An 18,665-nucleotide genomic window follows, 5' to 3' on the forward strand; every position below is an offset into this window, starting at 1 on the left:
GCTGCGACGAAAACCAAGGCCGGAAAGGCGAGGCTCGCCAGCCGCGCTGCCGCGACAAACGTTCTCTGCTCTCGTACGCCGCTCACAGCGCATGCACCCCGGTGTAGGCCGGCGCCAACGCGTCCGAGACGCGGCGGCAATATGCGGCGTAGTCCGGCGAGGCGCGGAACGCATCATCGCGCGCGTCGACGTCGATCCGGATCTCGGCGCTGAGCCGGCCGGGCCGCGCCGTCATCACCAGCACGCGCTGCGACAGGTAGACCGACTCGAACACCGAATGGGTGACGAACAGGACGGTCATGTTCAGGCTGCGCCACAGCGCCAGCAGGTCGTTGTTGAGGCGGAAGCGCGTGATCTCGTCGAGGGCCGCGAACGGCTCGTCCATCAGCAGGATGTCGGGCCGTGTCACCAGCGCTCGCGCCAGCGAGGCGCGCATCTTCATGCCGCCGGACAATTCGCGCGGGAATGCATCGGCAAAATCCGGCAGGCCGACCTGCGCCAAGGCGGCATCGATCCGCGGCCGTGCCTCCGTGGCCGGGACATGCGCAAGCTTCAACGGCAAGCCGACATTGTCGCGCACGCTGGTCCAGGGCATCAAGGTCGGCTCCTGGAACACGAAGCCGATGCGATGGCCCGGATGCGTCTCGGACGCGGACGCCGCGACGTCGACCGTACCGCCGCTCGGGCTCGCAAGCCCGGCGATCAACCGCAGCGCCGTCGACTTGCCGCAGCCGGAGGGGCCGAGCAGCGAGACGAACTCGCCTTTGGAAATCGTCAGATCGATCGGCCCCAGCGCGGCGACGCCGGACTCGTACACCTTGGTGACGCCGCGCAGGCGTACCGCGGTCGCAACGGCGCGCTCGGACGAGGGAGGTGAGCTCATGTGCTGAAAGCGCCGCTCAAGCGTCCTACTTCTTCGGCCGGAGATCGATGCCGACGCCCTTGTTGACGAAACGCAGCGTATAGGACTTGCGATAGTCGATCGTCGACTTGACCACGCCGGCCCGCACCATCTTGTCGAAGAAGCTGGCGATGCGCTCCTCCGTCATGGCGCCGATGCCCTTCTCCACGCTGTCGCCGGAATCGACGATGCCATACTCCTTCATCTTGGCGACCGAATAGGCCAGCAGGTCGTCGGTCATCTCCGGGTTCATCTTCTTGATCAGCGCATTGCCGGCGGAATTGTCGCCGTAGATGTAATTGTACCAGCCGACGATCGAGGCATCGACGAAACGCTGCACCAGGTCCGGCTTGCTCTCGATCAGGTCGCGCCGCGTCTCGATCAGGGTCGAATAGGTGTTGAAGCCGTTGTCTGCGAGCAGGATCACGCCGGGCTTGAAGCCGGCGGCGCGCTCGACCGCGAACGGCTCTGATGTCACGTAGCCCTGCATCGCGCTCTGCGCGGTGGCGATGAACGGCTGCGGATTGAACGTGTAGGGACGCACGTTCTTCTCCGAGAAGCCGTATTCGGACTTCAGCCACTGATAGTAGCTGGAGATGCCTTCCTTGGAGACGAACAGGGTCAGCGGCTTCAGCTCTTCGAGCTTGGTGATCCTGGACTCCGGATGCGTCAGGAACACCTGCGGGTCCTTCTGGAACATCGCGGCGATCGACACCACCGGCACGTTGTTGGCCACCGCGTCGAACGACATCAGCGTGTTCGCGGCCATGAAGAACTCGATCTTGCCGGAGATCAGCAGCATGCGGTTGTTCTCGTTCGGACCGCCCGGCACGATCGTCACGTCCAGACCGTAGCGCTTGTAGGTGCCGTCGGCGACCGCCTGGAAGAAGCCGCCATGCTCGGCCTCGGCGACCCAGTTGGTGCCGAACGAGACCTTGTCCAGGGTCTGGGCCTGGGCCGCCGAGATCATCCCGCCCAAAGTCCCGCCGAGGACCAGCAATGCCGCCATTAACGTTCGCGGCAGAAGCGCCTGCGCCATGTCTGGTCTCCCCGGTTCTTTCTGGCTGAACATGTTAAGATCGTTCGGGTGATAACTACCCTGCCCCACGGACGAAGGAAACTGCCCGCGCGATGACCCTTCCGCCCCGCGACTGGACCGAGCTGCCCTGGCCCGCTTTGGCAACGCCCGACTCGGGAACGCCCGAGACCGCGCGCTGGATCGCGGTGCTGCCGCTCGCCGCCACCGAGCAGCACGGGCCGCATCTGCCCCTCGGCACCGACGTCTACATCGCCGAGGCCTATCTCAGCCGGGTCCGCGCGCTGCTGCCGCCGGCGCTGCCGGTGACGGTGCTGCCGGTGCAGCCGGTGGGGATCTCGACCGAGCATCTCGATTATCCGGGCACGCTGACCGTGCCGACCGAGGTCGCGCTGCGGAGCTGGCGCGCGCTCGGCGACAGCGTCGCGCGCGCCGGAATCAGGAAGCTCGTGATTGTCACCAGCCATGGCGGCAACAGCGCCGCGATGACCCTGGTCGCGCAGGATCTGCGCGCAGATCACCGCATGCTGGTGGTGACGACGTCATGGTCGCGCTTCGGCGCGCCCGATGGCCTGTTCTCCGCCGACGAGCTGCGTCACGGCATCCATGGCGGTGCCGTCGAGACCTCGATCATGCTGGCCCGCCATCCCACGCTGGTGCGCAGCGATGCCATCGCCGCTTTCCCCTCGCGCGGCGCTGAGATGGAAACGACCTACGAGGTGCTCTCGACGCAGCGGCCGGCGCCGATGGCCTGGCAGACGCAGGACCTGAATGCGGGCGGCGCGGTCGGCGATGCCACGCAGGCCTCGGCGGAGAAGGGCGAGCGCGTGCTGGACCACGGCGCGCGGGCGTTCTGCGCGCTGCTGGAGGACGTCGATAACTTCGACGTGACCACGCTCGGCCACGGCCCGCTGCCGGGCTCCTGAGCCAAAGATAACATTCTGGATCTTCTGATGAATCTCCGGATGGCGTCGATCGCCATCAGGCGATTCGAACCGGTTTCGAAAAGGCTCCGTCCAATTTGGCAAGCGGCCGACGCCGGCCGCCGCAACATCAAACAGGAGCCTTCACCATGTCGATCAAAACCAAGATTGCCACCCTCGCGCTGACCGCGCTCGCCGTGACCGGCAGCATCGCCGCAACGTCGACGCCTGCGGCGGCCAACGGCTTCCATCATCATCACCATTGGGGCTGGGGCGTCGGTGCCGGCCTCGTCGGAGCCGCCGTCGTCGGCAGCGCCATCGCCGCCAGCAACGACAGCTACTCCTATGGCGGTGGCTATCGGTACTGCCGCTGGGTGCCGCAGTACAACGTCTACGGCCAGTATGTCGGCCGCGTCAGGGCCTGCGGCTATTGATGCCGGGCGTTCGTCGCGTCCCGCCCGGCCGCCCGGGCGGGCTGATTGTTGCGTGGGCGCCACACCCTCAATCGGAAACCGGATGAGACCGCCTCACGCTTGCTGTTGCGAATTAATCGCAATATAAATCATCCACAAATTACCGCGTGCCGTCCACACTTCCGATCGAACATCGACGACTCCGTAATCTTCTCGTGACTGTGCGCGGGCAATCAGTTGTGACGTTTGCCTGTGTCGTTTGCCTCGCCTTGGGAATCCGCCGCCATGATCCGTTCGAACTGCACCCGGGAGATGATCGCGGCCGGCGCCATGATCGCCGCGCTCGCTGCCCCCGCCGCTGCCGCCGACCTGCCGGTCAAGGCCCGGATGGCGCAGACGGTGTTCGACTGGACCGGCCTCTATGTCGGCGTCCATGCCGGCTATACCCGCGACCGCGCCCAGGCGACGCTGACCGACCCGAGCGGGACGGTCAGCGCCGGTAGCCCGTTCAGCGGTCTCACTGGCGGCGTGCAGGCCGGCTACAACTGGGTCACCCGGTCTGGCCTGCTGCTCGGGCTCGAGGGCGATTTCAGCTTCCCCAACTATCTCACCTCCAACCACACCGTCGCGATGCTCGGCACGCCGGCATCGAACGGCTCGGAGCTGTGGGACTATGTCGCCACCGCGCGCGGCCGGGTCGGCTACGCTCGTGGCGACTGGCTGGTCTATGCCACCGGCGGCCTCGCCTGGACCGGCGGCCGCTTCATCAACACGACGGCAGCCGGCGACACCGAGAAGCTGCTGACGACGCGGCTCGGCTGGGCCGCCGGCGCCGGCATCGAGCGCAGCTTTGCGCCGCATTGGAGCTGGCGCCTCGAATATCTCTACAGCCATTTCGAGAACGGCGGCGTCCGCTTCTCCAACGGCGCCAGCTACAATTCGCAACTCGACTTCCAGACCCTGCGGGTCGGGCTCAACCGCAAGCTCGATTTCGTGGGCGGTCCCGACCTGAAGCTCAAGAGCGATCCGTCCGATCCCGAATCCGACCGCTGGGAGATCCACGGCCAGGCGACCGTGATCGGCCAGGGCTATCCGGCGTTCCGCGCCGCCTACACCGGCGCCAACAGCCTGACACCCGCGCGTCAATTCCAGGAGACCTGGAGCAACAGCCTGTACATCAACGCGCGGCTGTGGGACGGCGGCGAGGTCTACTACAATCCCGAGCTGCTGCAGGGCTTCGGCCTCAGCAACACCGTCGGACTCGGCGGCTTCCCCAATGGCGAAGCGCAGAAGTCGGACTTCCCCTATCCGCACTACAACACCTCGCGGCTGTTCCTGCGCCAGACCTTCGGCTTCGGCGGCGAGCAGGAGCAGCTCGGCAGCGGCCAGCTGCAGCTGTCCGGCAAGCAGGACATCTCGCGTCTCACGCTTCAGATCGGAAAATTCCCCGTGCTCGACGTGTTCGACGGCAACGCCTACGCCAAGGACGCACGCAAGGACTTCATGAACTGGTCGGTCTGGGCGCCCGGCGCCTTCGACTATGCCGCTGACAAGCTCGGACTGACCTATGGCGCCACCGCCGAGCTGAACCAGAAGAACTGGGCGCTGCGCGCCGGCTATTTCCTGGTCGATGCCGAGTCAAACTCGAACAATTTCGACACGAAGGTTTTCAGACGCGGCAGCTACGTCGTCGAGCTGGAGACGCGCTATCAGCTGTTCTCGCAACCCGGGCATCTGCGCACCATCGGCTGGTTCAACAACACCTTCTCCGGCAGCTATCGCGAGACGCTGGACAATCCCGCGCTCAATCTCGACATCGGCCAGACCCGCCGCGGCCGCGGCAAATACGGCTACGTGATCAGCTTCGACCAGGCGCTGTCGGACGATGTCGGCCTGTTCGGCCGCTGGAGCTGGAACGATGGCAAAACCGAGATCATGGCGTTCACCGACATCGACAGCAGCCTGTCGTTCGGCACCTCGATCAAGGGCGCGCGCTGGGGCCGTCCCGACGACACCATCGGCCTCGCCGGCGTGACCAACGGGCTGTCGCGCGACCACCGCGCCTTCCTCGCCGCCGGTGGCCTTGGCCCCTTGATCGGCGACGGCGCGCTGAACTACCGACGCGAGAACATCATCGAGGCCTACTACGCCTACTCGATCAACAAATACCTGACCTTCACGGCGGACTATCAGTTCATCAGCAATCCCGCCTACAACGCCGACCGCGGTCCGGTGTCGATCTTCTCGGGGCGGCTGCACGGGGATTTCTGAGCGGCGGCTGTTTTTATTTGCGCAGGCCATAGCTCCTCACTCGGTGTCGTCCCCGCAAACGCGGGGACCCATACCGCGGAAGCTATCGAGGGACGTCACTGCCGATTGCCCGCCACATGACGGCCGGTGGCTATGGATCCCGGCTCAAGGCCGGGACGACAGCGGAGGTCCAGGCGCGGCAAGCCCCAATCTGACCGCCCACCCGTCTCCAGCCATGCGCCCACCGCAGCGCGGCATTGGGCGATTGCCATCCCCATATGCTAGGACCTGTCCCCATCCCGCCCCCTCCGGGCGCCAGACCAGGTCGAAATGCTCTCCGTCGAACTCGCCATCATCGTCGTCCTCATCGTCGTCAACGGGCTGTTGTCGATGTCCGAACTCGCGATCGTCTCGTCGCGGCCGGCACGCCTCGCCATGCTGGCCGAAAAGGGCATCGCCGGCGCCCGTCGGGCGCTGACGCTGGCGTCCGATCCGGGGAGGTTCCTGTCGACGGTGCAGATCGGCATCACCCTGGTCGGCGTGCTCTCTGGCGCGTTCTCGGGCGCCACCCTCGGCCAGCGCCTGACGCAGTGGCTGCTGGAGCTCGGCCTGTCCGCCTCCGTCGCCGACATCATCGGCGTCGGCCTGGTCGTCACCACCATCACCTATGCGACCCTGATCGTCGGCGAGCTGGTGCCGAAGCAGCTGGCGCTGCGCGACCCCGAGGCCGTGGCGGTCCGCGTCGCGCCGGCCATGCAGGTGCTCGCCAAGGTGTCGCTGCCGCTCGTGGTGCTGCTCGATCTCTCCGGCAAGTTGATCCTGACGCTGCTCGGCCGCTCCGGCGAGGCCGAGGAGAAGGTGTCGGAGGCGGAGATCCACCATCTGGTGCGCGAGGCCGAGACCGCAGGCGTGCTCGAGCCCGGCGAGAAGGAGATGATCGCCGGCGTGATGCGGCTCGGCGACCGCCCGGTCGGCGCCATCATGACGCCGCGCCCCGAGGTCGACGTCGTCGACCTCAACGACGATCCCAAGACCATTCGCGAGCTGCTCGCCAAGAGCCCGCATTCGCGCCTGCCGGTGTCGGACGGCGAGCGCGACCGTCCGATCGGCGTGCTCCAGGCCAAGGACCTGCTGGCCGCCTATCTGCGCGACGAGACGCCGGACCTGCGCAGCCTGGTGCGGGAGGTGCCGATCATTCCCTCCACCGTCGATGCGCGCGACGTGATCGCGATTCTCAAGGTGGCGCCCGTGCATATGGGGCTCGTCCACGACGAATACGGCGCGTTCGAAGGCGTCGTGACCGCGGCGGATATTCTGGAGTCGATCGTCGGCGCGTTCTCCTCGGAGGAAGGTCCGCCGGAGCCGGCCTGCCTCCGCCGCGACGACGGATCGCTGCTCGTCTCCGGCTGGATGCAACTCGACGAGTTCGCCGACGTCCTCGCCATCGAGGTGCCGCCACATCGCGGCTACCACACCGTCGCCGGCCTGGTGCTGCAGCATTTCGGCAGCGTGCCCGCGGTCGGCCAGAGCTTCGAGCTGCAAGGGTGGCGCTTCGAGATCATCGACCTCGACGGCCGCCGCATCGACAAGATCCTGGCGACCAGGCTCGCCCCGGAGGGCGGCGAGCCGAACGTGGGGTAGCGCTCACTCAATTGCGCCAGGGCGTTTCATGATGCGTATCTCGGCCCGCATCATCGAGAGACCCGCGCAGGCGCGGCACCGGCGGTGCGCCCCCTCTCCCGCTTGCGGGGGAGGGCTGGGGTGGGGGTGCCACAGCGGCAGTCTTTCCGGAGCAATCCCCCACCCGCATCGCATCTGACGATGCGATGCGACCTCCCCCGCACGCGGGGGGAGGCGCTGACCGATCGCGCCGCGCCTGCGTGCCACAAACAACTTTGCAATCCCCGATTCGCCCGTCGGGCGGAGTGCCGATCTCCAACACGCCGGCGGACGGCCGATGCGCCACGCATGTCGCCTGCGCCAAAACACTCATTTCCCCCGCGCCCTCAATATGAAGACCCACTTCAAGAGCCTCTGCGAAAAATAAACAGCTTCCGAAAATCATAATTCCTGTCCTATGCTCCTCCCATTCCGGTCCTGATGAGGGGCGTACGCGCGTCGTCACGAACGTTGGACCGGCAATGCGATGGACGTGACGGCGGCGCTGGACGAGCGCTGTCGTCGCGGACGGCGAAATCGTGTGGTCCTGACCTCCCGACGCTGAGGTCCGCGGCAGCGCGCGTGATGCGCGCGTTGTCGCCACGGTGGCCAGAAAGCCGGCGCACCGGGGAGATCACGTATAAGCCGTTAAAACCGATCGCGCAGGGAGGGCCGGGTCGTTCCGGCTGAACCTGTGGTACCTGCCGCCTGCATTTTTCTCGCAGGCGGGCCACGGGCCTCAGTCGAGGCCCGGCCTTCCCTGCGCCCTCACGCTCAACGAGGGCCGACGGACCAGCACACCCCGGACATCCGATGTCGCGGGAACGTGAAGACGCGGCCTGCGTATCCTTTGATAGGCCGGACCACGGGGCCGGATCCCGGCAGACGCCGCTTGAAATCAAACCATCACAGAGGGCACTTAGGGTGCGGATTTGGCCGGCAGCCCCGCCGGCGCGAACCAGCCCTCAGCGCCATGACAAGGAGACGTCCGGAGCCGTCGGCTGCGGACGACGAGACGAGACACGCGGATGATGCTTCAGGACCTCCGGACCACCGTGCTGCGCGACGCCGTCCGTCCCAACGTCTGGGACGTGGTCGCGCTGATCATCGTGGTCGGCGCAATGGTGCTGATCGTCTATGGCGGCGAGCAGACCACGCAGCCGCTGTCGGCGCTGGACGTGGTCCCGGTCTCGCTCGATCCGGCCAACCTGCCGCTCTACGCGCTGCGCACCACCTTGCGCATGCTGCTCGCAATCACCTGCTCGCTGGTGTTCACCTTCGTCTACGCCGCGCTGGCGGCCAAGAGCCGGCGCGCCGAGATCGTGCTGATCCCGCTGCTCGACATCCTGCAGTCGGTGCCGATCCTGGGCTTCCTGACGTTCACCGTCGTGTTCTTCATGAACCTGTTCCCCGGCAAGGTGCTCGGTGCCGAGCTCGCCTGCGTGTTCGCGATCTTCACCAGCCAGGCCTGGAACATGACCTTCAGCATGTACCAGTCGATGCGCAACGTGCCGAAGGATCTGGAGGACGCGACGCGCAGCTTCCACCTCTCCGGCTGGCAGCGCTTCTGGCGGCTCGACGTGCCCTTCGCGATGCCCGGCCTGATCTGGAATGCGATGATGTCGATGTCCGGCGGCTGGTTCTTCGTCGTGGCGTCGGAGGCGATCACCGTCGGCAACACCACGGTCACCCTGCCGGGCATCGGCTCCTACGTCGCACTCGCAATCCAGCAGAAGGATCTCACGGCAATTGCCGCCGCGCTGCTGACGATGCTGCTGGTGATCACCGCCTATGACCAGCTGCTATTCCGTCCGATCGTGGCCTGGGCCGACAAGTTCCGCTTCGAGCAGACCGCCTCCGGCAATCCGCCGACCTCCTGGATGCTCGATCTGTTCCGGCGCACCCGCGCGCTGCGCAGGCTGTCCGTGCCTTTCGCCGCGCTGAACCGCACCTTCTCGAACCTGCGGATCAACTGGCCGAACGCCTGGAGCGGCCCTGTCCGCCATGCGCCGCCCTCGCAGCTCGTCGACGGTCTCTGGCTTGCAGTGGTCGTCCTCGGCTGCGCCTATGCCGGTTGGAAGACTACCCTCTATCTCTCGGCGACCTTGGCACCGTCCGATGTCCTCAGCGCGATCGGCTACGGCCTGATCACGCTGGTGCGGGTGGTGGTGCTGATCGCGCTGGCGTCGCTGATCTGGGTCCCCGTCGGCGTCTGGATCGGGCTGCGGCCGAAGCTCGCCGAACGGATGCAGCCGCTGGCGCAATTCCTCGCCGCATTCCCGGCCAACCTCGCCTTCCCGGTGTTCGTCGTGCTGATCGTGCGCTACGGCCTCGACGCCAATGTCTGGCTGAGCCCGCTGATGATCCTGGGCACGCAGTGGTACATCCTGTTCAACGTCATCGCCGGCGCCAGCGCCTTCCCGACCGACCTGCGCGAGGCCGCCGCGAGCCTGCAGCTGACCGGCTGGCGCTGGTGGTTCAAGGTCGTGCTGCCCGGCGTCTTCCCCTACTACATCACCGGCGCCATCACCGCCTCCGGCGGCTCGTGGAACGCGGCGATTGTCGCCGAGGTCGCGAGTTGGGGCGATACCCATCTCACCGCGAGCGGCCTCGGCGCCTACATCGCCGCGGCCACGGAGCGTGGTGACTTCCCCCGCGTCGTGCTCGGCATTGCCGTGATGTGCATTCTCGTCACTCTGTTCAACCGGCTGCTGTGGCGGCCGCTCTACGCCTTCGGCGAACGCCGGCTGCGGCTGGGCTGACCGGGAGAATTTGTCATGCGCGACCAGGTCAAAGACACATCGCTGATCGAGATCAAGAGCTTGAGCCGGCTGTTTCCGAAGGGCAGCGGCGAGGATCTCGTGGTGCTCGAGAAGGTCGACCTCACGATCCGCGCCGGCGAGATCGTCGGCCTGCTCGGACGCTCCGGCTCCGGCAAATCGACCTTGCTGCGGATCATCGCCGGCCTGGTGTCACCCTCCTCCGGCGAAGCGCGCTGCCGCGGCGAGATCATCGCCGGCCCCCCGCGCGGCGTCGCCATGGTGTTTCAGTCGTTCGCGCTGTTTCCCTGGCTCACCGTGCTGCAGAACGTCGAGCTCGGCCTGGAGGCGCTCGGCATCGAGGCCGCTGAGCGGCGCAAGCGCGCGCTCGCGGCGATCGATCTGATCGGCCTCGACGGCTTCGAATCCGCTTTTCCCAAGGAGCTGTCGGGCGGCATGCGCCAGCGCGTCGGCTTCGCCCGCGCGCTGGTGGTGCATCCCGACCTCCTGCTGATGGACGAGCCGTTCTCGGCGCTGGACGTGCTGACCGCCGAAACACTCCGTACCGACCTCATCGATCTCTGGACCGACGGCCGGCTGCCGATCAAATCGGTGCTGATGGTAACGCACAACATCGAGGAGGCGGTGCTGATGTGCGACCGCATCCTGGTGTTCTCCTCCAATCCCGGCCGCGTCGCCGCCGAGTTCAAGGTCGACCTGCCGCATCCGCGCAACCGGCTCGATGCGGCGTTCCGCCAATTGGTCGACAGCCTCTACGCGCGCATGACGCAGCGGCCCGAGCCGAAGCTGCCGAGCACCGCGAGCGCCGGCGTCGGCATGGTGCTGAGCCACGTGTCCTCGAACTCGATCTCCGGCCTGGTCGAGACGCTTGCCGGCGAACCCTATAATGGGCATGCCGACTTGCCCGTGCTGGCGGGCCATCTGCAGCTCGAGGTCGACGAGATCTTTCCGTTGGCCGAGGCGCTGCAGCTCTTGCGCTTCGCCCAGCTCAGCGAAGGCGATCTGACCTTGACCGAGGCCGGACGGCGGTTCGCCCATCTCGATACCGACGAACGCAAGAAGCTGTTCGCGCAGCATTTGATGGAGAACGTGCCGCTGATGGGGCTGATCCGCCGCGTGCTCGACGACCGCCCCGCGCACGCAGCACCAGCGGCGCGCTTCCGCATCGAGCTCGAGGACTACATGTCCGAGCACTATGCCGACGAGACGCTGCACACCATCGTGTCATGGGGCCGCTATGCCGAGCTGTTCGCCTATGACGAGCAGTCCGAAACCTTCAGCCTGGAGAACCCGCATTGAGCCTTGCGGCGTCACGGCGCGATCGTGAGGGTCGCTTTCATGTTCGGGTGAAAGCGGCAGTAGTAGTCGAGCGTGCCCGCCTTCTTGAGGACCGAGCTCACCGTCTTGCTCGGCGGCAAAGTGACATCGAAGGCGCCATCCCGCGCCGTGGCCGTATGAGCCAGCGCATCCTTGTTGACCCATTCGACGGTGTCGCCGACCCTGGCCGAAACCACGGCCGGCGAAAACGCGAGCTTGTCTATCGTAATCCGGATCGTGGCCGCGCGCGCCGGAACGCTCACCGCGGCAAGCACGACCGCACTCAGGAAGGCGAGACGTCCCGACAGCATCGGCTGATCCTACTTCAGATCCGCCGCGACATGCTCGGCGTGCTGCTCGTGCCCCTGAAACAGCTTGAGGCCGGTCTGCAGCAGCTCCTTCAGCTCGGAATTGCTCGCCGACGGAATGAGCTGCGTTTCCAGCGCGCCATTCACCGTCTTGTGGTAGGCGACCTCGTTGGCGATGTAGGCCTTGTCGAACGCGGCGCCCTTGAGTTTGCCGAGTTCGTCGAGCTTCTCGCTCGCCTGCTTCGACAGCGCGCGGCTGGTGTCGTTGTCCTCAGGCGTGACCTTCAGCTTCTTGACGAGGGCGAGGGCCTGTTTGTTGACCGCCTCGTGGTCGCGCACCATGCCTTGGGCGAACTCCTTGACCTCCTTGCTGCTGGACTTGCCCAAGGCCTGCTTCGCCGCCTTGATGTCGATTTCACCGGCCGTGTAGGCGATATGGGCGATCTGCGGATCGTTGAGCTTGGCGCCCTGCGACAGCGCGACACTGCTCGTGAGGCAGAGCACGACGACCGTCGTGCCGATATGCTTGAACATGGCTCTCATCTCCTGTGCCGCCGGACCTCGTGGCCGGCGGATGAATGGCTGCACAGGGATTGGATGAAAAACGGGAGCCGACGTTCCCAAGAATCTTCAGCTCGGACGTGCCAGACGCTCAAGCACGGCATCCGTCAGCCGCTCGCAACGCGCACCAGCGAAGGGAAACGCGTCCATAAGGACGGGGCCGATCTCTTTTTCGACGTTCTCGCGCAACATGCCGCGGGCGCGATGCAGGCGCGTCTTGACGGTCTCGGGCTTCAACCCCAGCAAGTCCGCGGTCTCGTCGATGCTCATCTCCTCGATCACGCGGGCGATGAACACGAGGCGAAACGGCTCGGACAGTTCATCGATGGCCCGCTCGACGACGGCCTGGATCTGGCGCTGCGCCACAGACTTCTCCGGATCGCTCGACGTGGCGGGAAATTGGATCACCTCGGCCCCAGGTTTATTCTCTCGCTCCGCATCCAGTTGCAATGCCGGTCGCTGTCCGCGCAGCCGCCCCATCGCTTCGTTCATCGCGATGCGAACCAGCCACGTCGACAGGCTGGACTGGCCGCGAAACTCGTCCAGATGGGTGAGTGCGCGGACATAGGTTTCCTGCACGACGTCCTCCGCCTCGCTGTCGTTGCGCAGGATGCCGCGGGCGATCCGGAACAGGCGGCGGTTGTTGGCCTGCAGGATGGCCCGAATGGCCGCCTCGTCGCGGGCTTTTGCCCGTCGGATCAGGTCATCCTCGGCGGTCGTCGCCGCAGAGACTGTGGTCGCTATGGTCCAAGGCATTGTCGATCATCCCAACTGAGCACGCATGGCTTAGATGGAATTCGAGCCCGAAGGTTCCCAAAAAAGATTGCGCGAGACGCTTCACTGCACCGCCGCGAACGTATCAGGCCGCGCCAGCGCCCAGGCATCACGGAAGCGGATGTCCTGCGTACCCTCGAGCAGCTCACCCGGCCGCAGCGCCGGATAGAGTTTTGCGAAGGAGGAGACCTCGGTGGTCGACGTCCGCTGTGAGAAGTGGATGGGACGCAGGTCCTGCGGATGTTCCAGGCCGGCGGCAGCGAGCAGCTCGGCCAGCGCATGCAGGGTCGCGTGATGATAGTTGTAGACGCGATCGATCTTGTGCGGAACGACCAGCGCGCGGGCGCGCGTCGGATCCTGCGTCGCAACGCCGGTCGGACAGCGGTCGGTGTGACAGCTCAAGGACTGGATGCAGCCGAGCGCGAACATGAACCCGCGCGCCGAGTTGCACCAGTCGGCCCCAATCGACATTGCGCGGGCCATGTCGAAGGCAGTGGCGATCTTGCCGGCGGCGCCGATCTTGATCCGGTCGCGGATGTTCATCCCGACCAGCGCGTTATGCACGAAATTGACGCCCTCGCGCATCGGCATGCCCAAATGGTCCATGAACTCGAGCGGCGCAGCACCCGTGCCGCCTTCATTGCCGTCGACCACGATGAAGTCGGGATAGATGCCGGTCTCCAGCATCGCCTTGCAGATCGCCAGGAACTCCCAGGGATGGCCGATGCACAGCTTGAAGCCGGCCGGCTTGCCGCCCGACAGCCGCCGCATCTCGCCGATGAACTGCATCATGCCAACAGGCGTCGAGAACGCGCGGTGCGCCGCCGGCGAGATGCAGTCCTCGCCCATCGCGACGCCACGGATCTTGGAGATCTCCTCGGACACCTTCGCCGCCGGCAGCACGCCGCCGTGACCGGGCTTGGCGCCCTGGCTGATCTTGAGCTCGACCATCTTGATCTGCTCGGTGGCTGCGACCCGCGCGAATGCGTCGGCGTCGAACGTGCCGTCATGGCGGCGGCAGCCAAAATAGCCGGAGCCGATCTCCCAGATGATGTCGCCGCCCATCTCGGCATGGTACGGGCTGAAGCCGCCCTCGCCGGTGTCGTGCGCGAAGCCGCCGCGCTTGGCGCCACCGTTGAGCGCGCGCACCGCATTCGGGCTCAGCGCCCCGAAACTCATGGCCGAGATGTTGAACACCGAGGCCGAATAGGGCTTTGCACAATCGGGGCCGCCGATGGAGATGCGGTATTTTTCCTCCGCACGCGGCTTGGGCGATATCGAATGGTGCATCCATTCATAGCCCTCGCGGTAGACATCCTCCTGGGTGCCGAACGGGCGCTTGTCGAGCACCATCTTGGCGCGCTGATAGACCACCGCACGGGTGTCGCGCGAGAACGGCATGCCGTCCTTCTCGCTCTCGAAGAAATACTGCCGCATCTCCGGCCGCATCTCCTCGAGCAGGAAACGCAGATGCGCCGCGATCGGGTAGTTGCGCAACACCGCGTGGCTCTTCTGCATGAGATCGCGGACGCCGAGCAAGGTCAGCGCGCCGAAGATCAAGAGTGGGATGAGGACGAGATCGAAGATTTTGCGGTCGTAGATGCCGAGGATCAGCAGCAGGGCGGTCGCCGTGGCGCAGATCGTCAGCACGATGAAGCGCGGCGAAAACGGGAGCAGCAGCGTATCCATGGGGAGGCCTCGAGGCGGCTCGTGGAAGGTCTGGTGTCACCATACTACGCGTATCGCGAAGCAATCGTTACACAAGCGCGCGCAATCGGCCATCGATGATATCACAACGTCGATAGCCGCCTTCTGTCGACAGCCGCGCTGCGAGATCGAGCCGCAGCGCCGGGCCGGCCTCCGAGACTCCCGGCGCCGATATGCACTGTTCGAAGACGGCAGCCGCTTACCCCTGCGCGAACAACCCCGAATGCGCCTCGCGCAGCTGCCGCTTCAGCAGCTTGCCGCTGGGGTTCTTGGGCAGCGCATCGACGAACACGATCCGCTTCGGCGTCTTGAAGGTGGCGAGACGGCTCGAGGCCTGCTTCAGCACCGCCTCCTCGGTCAGCTCGCAGCCGGACTTGACCACGACCATTGCGACGACCGCCTCAACCCAGCGCGGATGCGGCAGGCCGACGACGGCGACCTCGGACACTTCGGGGATCAAATAGAGCGCCTCCTCGACCTCGCGGCTGGCGACGTTCTCACCACCGGTCTTAATCATGTCCTTCTTGCGATCGACGATGGTGATGTAGCCCTCCTCGTCGATGGTCGCGAGATCGCCGGAGTGAAACCAGTCGCCCTGGAAGGCGGCGGTGGTGCGCTCATCGTCGTGGAAATAGCCGAGCATCAGATGCGGCGAGCGATGCACGACCTCGCCGACCTCGCCTGGCGCGACGTCGTTCATGTCGTCATCGACGACCCGCGTCTCGACGTTGAGCACGGCGCGGCCGCAAGACCCCGGCTTGCGCAGTTGATCCTCCGGTCCGAGCATCGTCGCCAGCGGCGCGATCTCGGTCTGGCCGTAGAGATTCCACAGCCGGACCTTCGGCAACCGCTGCGCCAGCTCGCGCAGCACCTCGACCGGCATGATCGACGCGCCGTAATAGCCTTTGCGCAAGGTCGACACATCCGTGGTCTCGAACAGCGGCGAGCGCAGGATCGAGATCCATACCGTCGGCGGCGCGAAGAACGAGGTGATGCGATATTTGGCGATCAGCGGCAGCAGATTGTCGGGCGTCGGAAACGCCGTGATGATGTTGGTGGCGCCGACATAGATCGAGGGACCGAAGAACACGTCGAGCTGGGCGCAATGATAGAGCGGCAGCGCGTGCAAGGTGACGTCCTCGGCCGCGATGCCGGCGTCGACGATGCAGCTGACATACTGCCAGATCACGGCATCATGGGTCAGCATTGCGCCCTTCGGCAGCGACTCCGTGCCCGAGGTGTAGACGATCTGCGCCACATCGCCGCCTGCAATCTCGACCGCGGGCACCTGCGCCGTCGAAGCCGCAAGCTCGGCAAAATCGATCATGTCACTCTGCCGCTCGCTCGGACCTTCCGACGGCAGCCAGATCAGCTGCTCGACCGCCGGCACCAGTGCCTTGGCGGCGCGCGCCACGCCGGCGAAGCCGCTGTCGGTCGCGAGCAGCCGCGCCCCGGCGTGCTTGAGGATGTAGGCGACCTCCTCCGGCTTCAGCATGAAGTTGATCGGCACCAGCACGGCGCCGAGCCGCGCCAGCGCGAAGCGCAGGGCGGCAAAGGCATGCGAGTTGCGCGCGAGGATCGCGACGCGCTCGCCCTTGCCGACCCCCTGGGCGGCGAGGCCGGCCGCGAGGCGGTCGACGATGGCGTTGAACTCGGCGTAGGTCCAGCTGATCTCGCCGCAGATCACGGCCGTCTTGGTCGGTGTCCGCGCCGCGCTCCGCCGCAGGAGATCACCGAGCGTCTGTCGCCGTACGATGGAATCCATGCTCATCCCCTCTGTCATCACGGGGATGGCCGCCACGCGGGCAATCCAAGTCCCCTCCCTGTTTCGCGCCGGACGTCTGAAGGCCCGGTCTTGGCGCCGAAAATCGCACGGCCGCTCGGACGCGCGCAAGGAGGATATTGCCAACGAAAAGAGCGCCCCGATTGCGTCGAGGCGCTCTTTCAGAAAAGTCGCAAACGAAGGGTCGGCGGCTCAGCGCTCAACGAAGGCCTTCTCGATCACGAAGTGTCCGGGCTGGTTGCCGCTGCCTTCGAGGAAGCCGCGCGACTCGAACATGGTCTTGAGCTCCTCCAGCATCGCCGGGCTGCCGCACATCATGATGCGGTCCTTGGCGATGTCGAGCTCATGCTGGCCGATATCGTTGAAGAGCTGCTGCGACGAGATCAGGTCGGTGATGCGGCCGCGGTTACGGAACGGCTCGCGGGTGACGGTCGGATAATACTGCAGCTTGCCGTCGAGCAGCGGCCCGAACAGCTCATCCTCGCGCAGCTTCGCGACGACGCTCTCGCCATAGGCGAGCTCGGCGACCTGGCGGCAGCCATGGACCAGCACGATGCTCTCGAACCGCTCGTAGACGTCGGGGTCCTTGATCAGGCTGGCGAACGGGGCAAGGCCGGTGCCGGTCGACAGCAGCAGCAGCCGGCTGCCGGGCAGCAAATTGTCGGGGATCAGCGTGCCGGTCGCCTTGCGGCCGACCAGGATGGTGTCGCCTTCCTTGATCTGCTGCAGCCGGGAGGTCAGCGGGCCGTCCTGCACCTTGATGCTGAAGAACTCCAGTTCCTCCTCGTGATTGGCGCTGGCCATGCTGTAGGCACGCAGCAGCGGGCGGCCCTCGACCTCGAGGCCGATCATCGCGAACTGACCATTTTGGAAGCGGAAGCCCGCATCGCGGGTGGCTCGGAAGGAGAACAGGGTGTCCGTCCAGTGGTGAACGGAAAGAACTTTCTCTTTATAGAACGCGCTCATGTCGTTTGTTTTTTCACGTGGGCTGAAGTTGGAAGAAACAAGTCGTGACGGAGGCAGGACCGCAAAAACCCTATAGATCCAGCGATTTCGGCGCCTGATGTACGTGAAAACAGCGAATAATCAACCCGCATGGACGCACCATTGATCACGATCAAATGCATGCCGGCTGATGCCCGGATTCGCCTCGATCGGCCGTTCGTTCGTACACAAACGATAAGGGTAATTTACTTGCCGAGATTCCAATTTTCCAGCACTTTAATTCCGCATCCTGGCCCAATCCTTGAGCAATGATTAACCATCCGCAGACCCAGCTCGCCGCCATCACCCGCTACTGCGTCGAACGAGGCATCGCGCTCGACGTGCGGGAGGACGGCTGGCTGCTGGTGCTCGAGGATGCCAACCGGCGTCACCTGATCTTCGGCTATGATCTCGGCCTGAACAGTGCGGTGGCGCACAGACTGGCCTGTGACAAAGCGGCGACCTCGGCGCTGCTGAGAGCCGACGGGATTGCCGCGGTTCCACACGCGTTCTTTCTTGCTCCGGCCCTTAGCGGCCAGCCCGGGCAGACGGCCGAGGCCGCGCTGGCGCTGCTGGAAACGTATCCGCGCGGGCTGGTGGTCAAGCCCAACGAGGGTACCTCTGGACGGATGGTGGTCCGCGTCACGGGAAAGGATGAACTGCTGCGCGCAGCGAACCGCATCTTCGGGACCGGCGCGAACGTTGCGATCGCACCGCTCATGGACATCGTTGACGAAGTCCGTGTCGTGCAGCTCGATGACGCGTCCATGATCGTCTACCGCAAGCAGCGCCCCACCGTGACCGGCGACGGCGTGCAGCCGCTGCTCGATCTCGCGCTGTCGGCGACTCCGGCCACGGGGCACGCACAGCTCCTGCGGCGCCTCGATGCGGAATTCGACGCGTCGGCCTTGCGCGCGATCGTGCCGCGCGGCGAGCAGCGCCTGCTGAGCTGGCGGCACAATCTCGAATTCGGAACTCACCCCGAGCTGCTCGAACCAGGCGCGCAGCGGGACCTCTGTGCCGCGCTCGCGACCGCGGCGGCACGCGTCATCGGCATCCGCTACGCATCGGTCGACCTCGTGCTGGCCGATGGGCGCTGGCAGGTGCTCGAAATCAATTCGGGCGTGAAGATGGAGGCGCTCGGCCGGCATGCGCCGGAGCTGGTCGAAAGCACCTATATCGCCGCACTCGACGCGATCTTTGGCAGAAGCCCGTCGGGGTGACCTGCGGCCGCCGGCTCGATCTTCAGCAATAAGATTTCCCTGGCCT

The 18,665-nt window shown here is 65.7% G+C and carries 15 protein-coding genes; 7 read left to right on the top strand and 8 right to left on the bottom strand.

The genetic code is table 11. From position 1 onward, the window contains the following. Positions 1-82: 82 nt before the first annotated feature. Entirely contained in the window at positions 83-883 is an 801-nt protein-coding gene (locus tag QX070_RS03960) for an ABC transporter ATP-binding protein (protein WP_315735040.1), read from the bottom strand. Positions 884-908: 25 nt separating this feature from the next. Next, the gene (locus tag QX070_RS03965; RefSeq protein WP_315735726.1) at positions 909-1,910 is read right to left on the bottom strand and encodes an ABC transporter substrate-binding protein; all 1,002 of its coding nucleotides are present in this window, start codon (positions 1,908-1,910) and stop codon (positions 909-911) included. A gap of 122 nt (positions 1,911-2,032) precedes the next feature. On the opposite strand from QX070_RS03965, the gene QX070_RS03970 reads away from it, so the two are divergent. The 6 genes from QX070_RS03970 (at position 2,033) to QX070_RS03995 (ending at position 11,261) form a co-directional block, all read left to right on the top strand. Continuing rightward, positions 2,033-2,863: a creatininase family protein gene (locus QX070_RS03970; protein WP_315735042.1), complete on the top strand. Its 831-nt coding sequence runs from the start codon at positions 2,033-2,035 to the stop codon at positions 2,861-2,863. Positions 2,864-3,009: 146 nt separating this feature from the next. Next, positions 3,010-3,294, top strand: coding sequence for a hypothetical protein (locus QX070_RS03975; protein WP_315735045.1), 285 nt, complete (start codon positions 3,010-3,012; stop codon positions 3,292-3,294). Positions 3,295-3,558: 264 nt separating this feature from the next. Next, the gene (locus QX070_RS03980) at positions 3,559-5,544 is read left to right on the top strand and encodes a carbohydrate porin (RefSeq protein WP_315735047.1); all 1,986 of its coding nucleotides are present in this window, start codon (positions 3,559-3,561) and stop codon (positions 5,542-5,544) included. A 309-nt stretch (positions 5,545-5,853) separates the two neighbouring features. After that, the gene (locus QX070_RS03985; RefSeq protein ID WP_315735049.1) at positions 5,854-7,164 is read left to right on the top strand and encodes a hemolysin family protein; all 1,311 of its coding nucleotides are present in this window, start codon (positions 5,854-5,856) and stop codon (positions 7,162-7,164) included. 1,046 nt (positions 7,165-8,210) lie between these two features. Then, complete coding sequence (locus QX070_RS03990) at positions 8,211-9,944, top strand: ABC transporter permease subunit (protein ID WP_315735052.1); 1,734 nt, start codon at positions 8,211-8,213, stop codon at positions 9,942-9,944. 15 nt (positions 9,945-9,959) lie between these two features. Further along, positions 9,960-11,261 carry a nitrate/sulfonate/bicarbonate ABC transporter ATP-binding protein gene (locus QX070_RS03995; RefSeq protein ID WP_315735054.1) on the top strand — a complete coding sequence of 434 codons (1,302 nt, stop codon included), beginning with the start codon at positions 9,960-9,962 and terminating at the stop codon, positions 11,259-11,261. A gap of 11 nt (positions 11,262-11,272) precedes the next feature. Here QX070_RS03995 and QX070_RS04000 read toward each other — a convergent pair whose 3' ends face one another. From QX070_RS04000 to QX070_RS04025, 6 genes are all read right to left on the bottom strand, one after another. Beyond that, positions 11,273-11,590, bottom strand: a complete 318-nt coding sequence (locus QX070_RS04000; RefSeq protein ID WP_315735056.1) for a cupredoxin family copper-binding protein — start codon at positions 11,588-11,590, stop codon at positions 11,273-11,275. Between the two features lie 9 nt (positions 11,591-11,599). After that, positions 11,600-12,121: a DUF4142 domain-containing protein gene (locus QX070_RS04005; protein WP_315735058.1), complete on the bottom strand. Its 522-nt coding sequence runs from the start codon at positions 12,119-12,121 to the stop codon at positions 11,600-11,602. A 96-nt stretch (positions 12,122-12,217) separates the two neighbouring features. Next, on the bottom strand, positions 12,218-12,904 hold the full coding sequence (locus QX070_RS04010; protein ID WP_315735060.1) for an RNA polymerase sigma factor: 687 nt from the start codon (positions 12,902-12,904) through the stop codon (positions 12,218-12,220). 81 nt (positions 12,905-12,985) lie between these two features. Continuing rightward, the gene (locus QX070_RS04015) at positions 12,986-14,611 is read right to left on the bottom strand and encodes an FMN-binding glutamate synthase family protein (RefSeq protein ID WP_315735062.1); all 1,626 of its coding nucleotides are present in this window, start codon (positions 14,609-14,611) and stop codon (positions 12,986-12,988) included. 217 nt (positions 14,612-14,828) lie between these two features. Beyond that, positions 14,829-16,394, bottom strand: a complete 1,566-nt coding sequence (locus QX070_RS04020; protein WP_315735065.1) for an acyl-CoA synthetase — start codon at positions 16,392-16,394, stop codon at positions 14,829-14,831. Between the two features lie 210 nt (positions 16,395-16,604). After that, entirely contained in the window at positions 16,605-17,378 is a 774-nt protein-coding gene (locus QX070_RS04025) for a ferredoxin--NADP reductase (RefSeq protein WP_315735067.1), read from the bottom strand. Positions 17,379-17,665: 287 nt separating this feature from the next. Between QX070_RS04025 and QX070_RS04030 the strand changes: the two genes are divergently transcribed. Next, positions 17,666-18,619, top strand: coding sequence for a RimK-like protein (locus QX070_RS04030; RefSeq protein ID WP_315735069.1), 954 nt, complete (start codon positions 17,666-17,668; stop codon positions 18,617-18,619). Positions 18,620-18,665 lie beyond the last annotated feature (46 nt).

Source organism: Bradyrhizobium sp. SZCCHNR1093, from assembly GCF_032381175.1.
Taxonomy (GTDB): Bacteria; Pseudomonadota; Alphaproteobacteria; order Rhizobiales; family Xanthobacteraceae; genus Bradyrhizobium.

Bases quoted from the DNA above. Each gene is read 5' to 3' on its own strand.
- QX070_RS03960 (WP_315735040.1), bottom strand. From the start codon at position 883: ATGAGCTCACCTCCCTCGTCCGAGCGCGCCGTTGCGACCGCGGTACGC.
- QX070_RS03965 (WP_315735726.1), bottom strand. From the start codon at position 1,910: ATGGCGGCATTGCTGGTCCTCGGCGGGACTTTGGGCGGGATGATCTCG.
- QX070_RS03970 (WP_315735042.1), top strand. From the start codon at position 2,033: ATGACCCTTCCGCCCCGCGACTGGACCGAGCTGCCCTGGCCCGCTTTG.
- QX070_RS03975 (WP_315735045.1), top strand. From the start codon at position 3,010: ATGTCGATCAAAACCAAGATTGCCACCCTCGCGCTGACCGCGCTCGCC.
- QX070_RS03980 (WP_315735047.1), top strand. From the start codon at position 3,559: ATGATCCGTTCGAACTGCACCCGGGAGATGATCGCGGCCGGCGCCATG.
- QX070_RS03985 (WP_315735049.1), top strand. From the start codon at position 5,854: ATGCTCTCCGTCGAACTCGCCATCATCGTCGTCCTCATCGTCGTCAAC.
- QX070_RS03990 (WP_315735052.1), top strand. From the start codon at position 8,211: ATGATGCTTCAGGACCTCCGGACCACCGTGCTGCGCGACGCCGTCCGT.
- QX070_RS03995 (WP_315735054.1), top strand. From the start codon at position 9,960: ATGCGCGACCAGGTCAAAGACACATCGCTGATCGAGATCAAGAGCTTG.
- QX070_RS04000 (WP_315735056.1), bottom strand. From the start codon at position 11,590: ATGCTGTCGGGACGTCTCGCCTTCCTGAGTGCGGTCGTGCTTGCCGCG.
- QX070_RS04005 (WP_315735058.1), bottom strand. From the start codon at position 12,121: ATGTTCAAGCATATCGGCACGACGGTCGTCGTGCTCTGCCTCACGAGC.
- QX070_RS04010 (WP_315735060.1), bottom strand. From the start codon at position 12,904: ATGCCTTGGACCATAGCGACCACAGTCTCTGCGGCGACGACCGCCGAG.
- QX070_RS04015 (WP_315735062.1), bottom strand. From the start codon at position 14,611: ATGGATACGCTGCTGCTCCCGTTTTCGCCGCGCTTCATCGTGCTGACG.
- QX070_RS04020 (WP_315735065.1), bottom strand. From the start codon at position 16,394: ATGGATTCCATCGTACGGCGACAGACGCTCGGTGATCTCCTGCGGCGG.
- QX070_RS04025 (WP_315735067.1), bottom strand. From the start codon at position 17,378: ATGAGCGCGTTCTATAAAGAGAAAGTTCTTTCCGTTCACCACTGGACG.
- QX070_RS04030 (WP_315735069.1), top strand. From the start codon at position 17,666: ATGATTAACCATCCGCAGACCCAGCTCGCCGCCATCACCCGCTACTGC.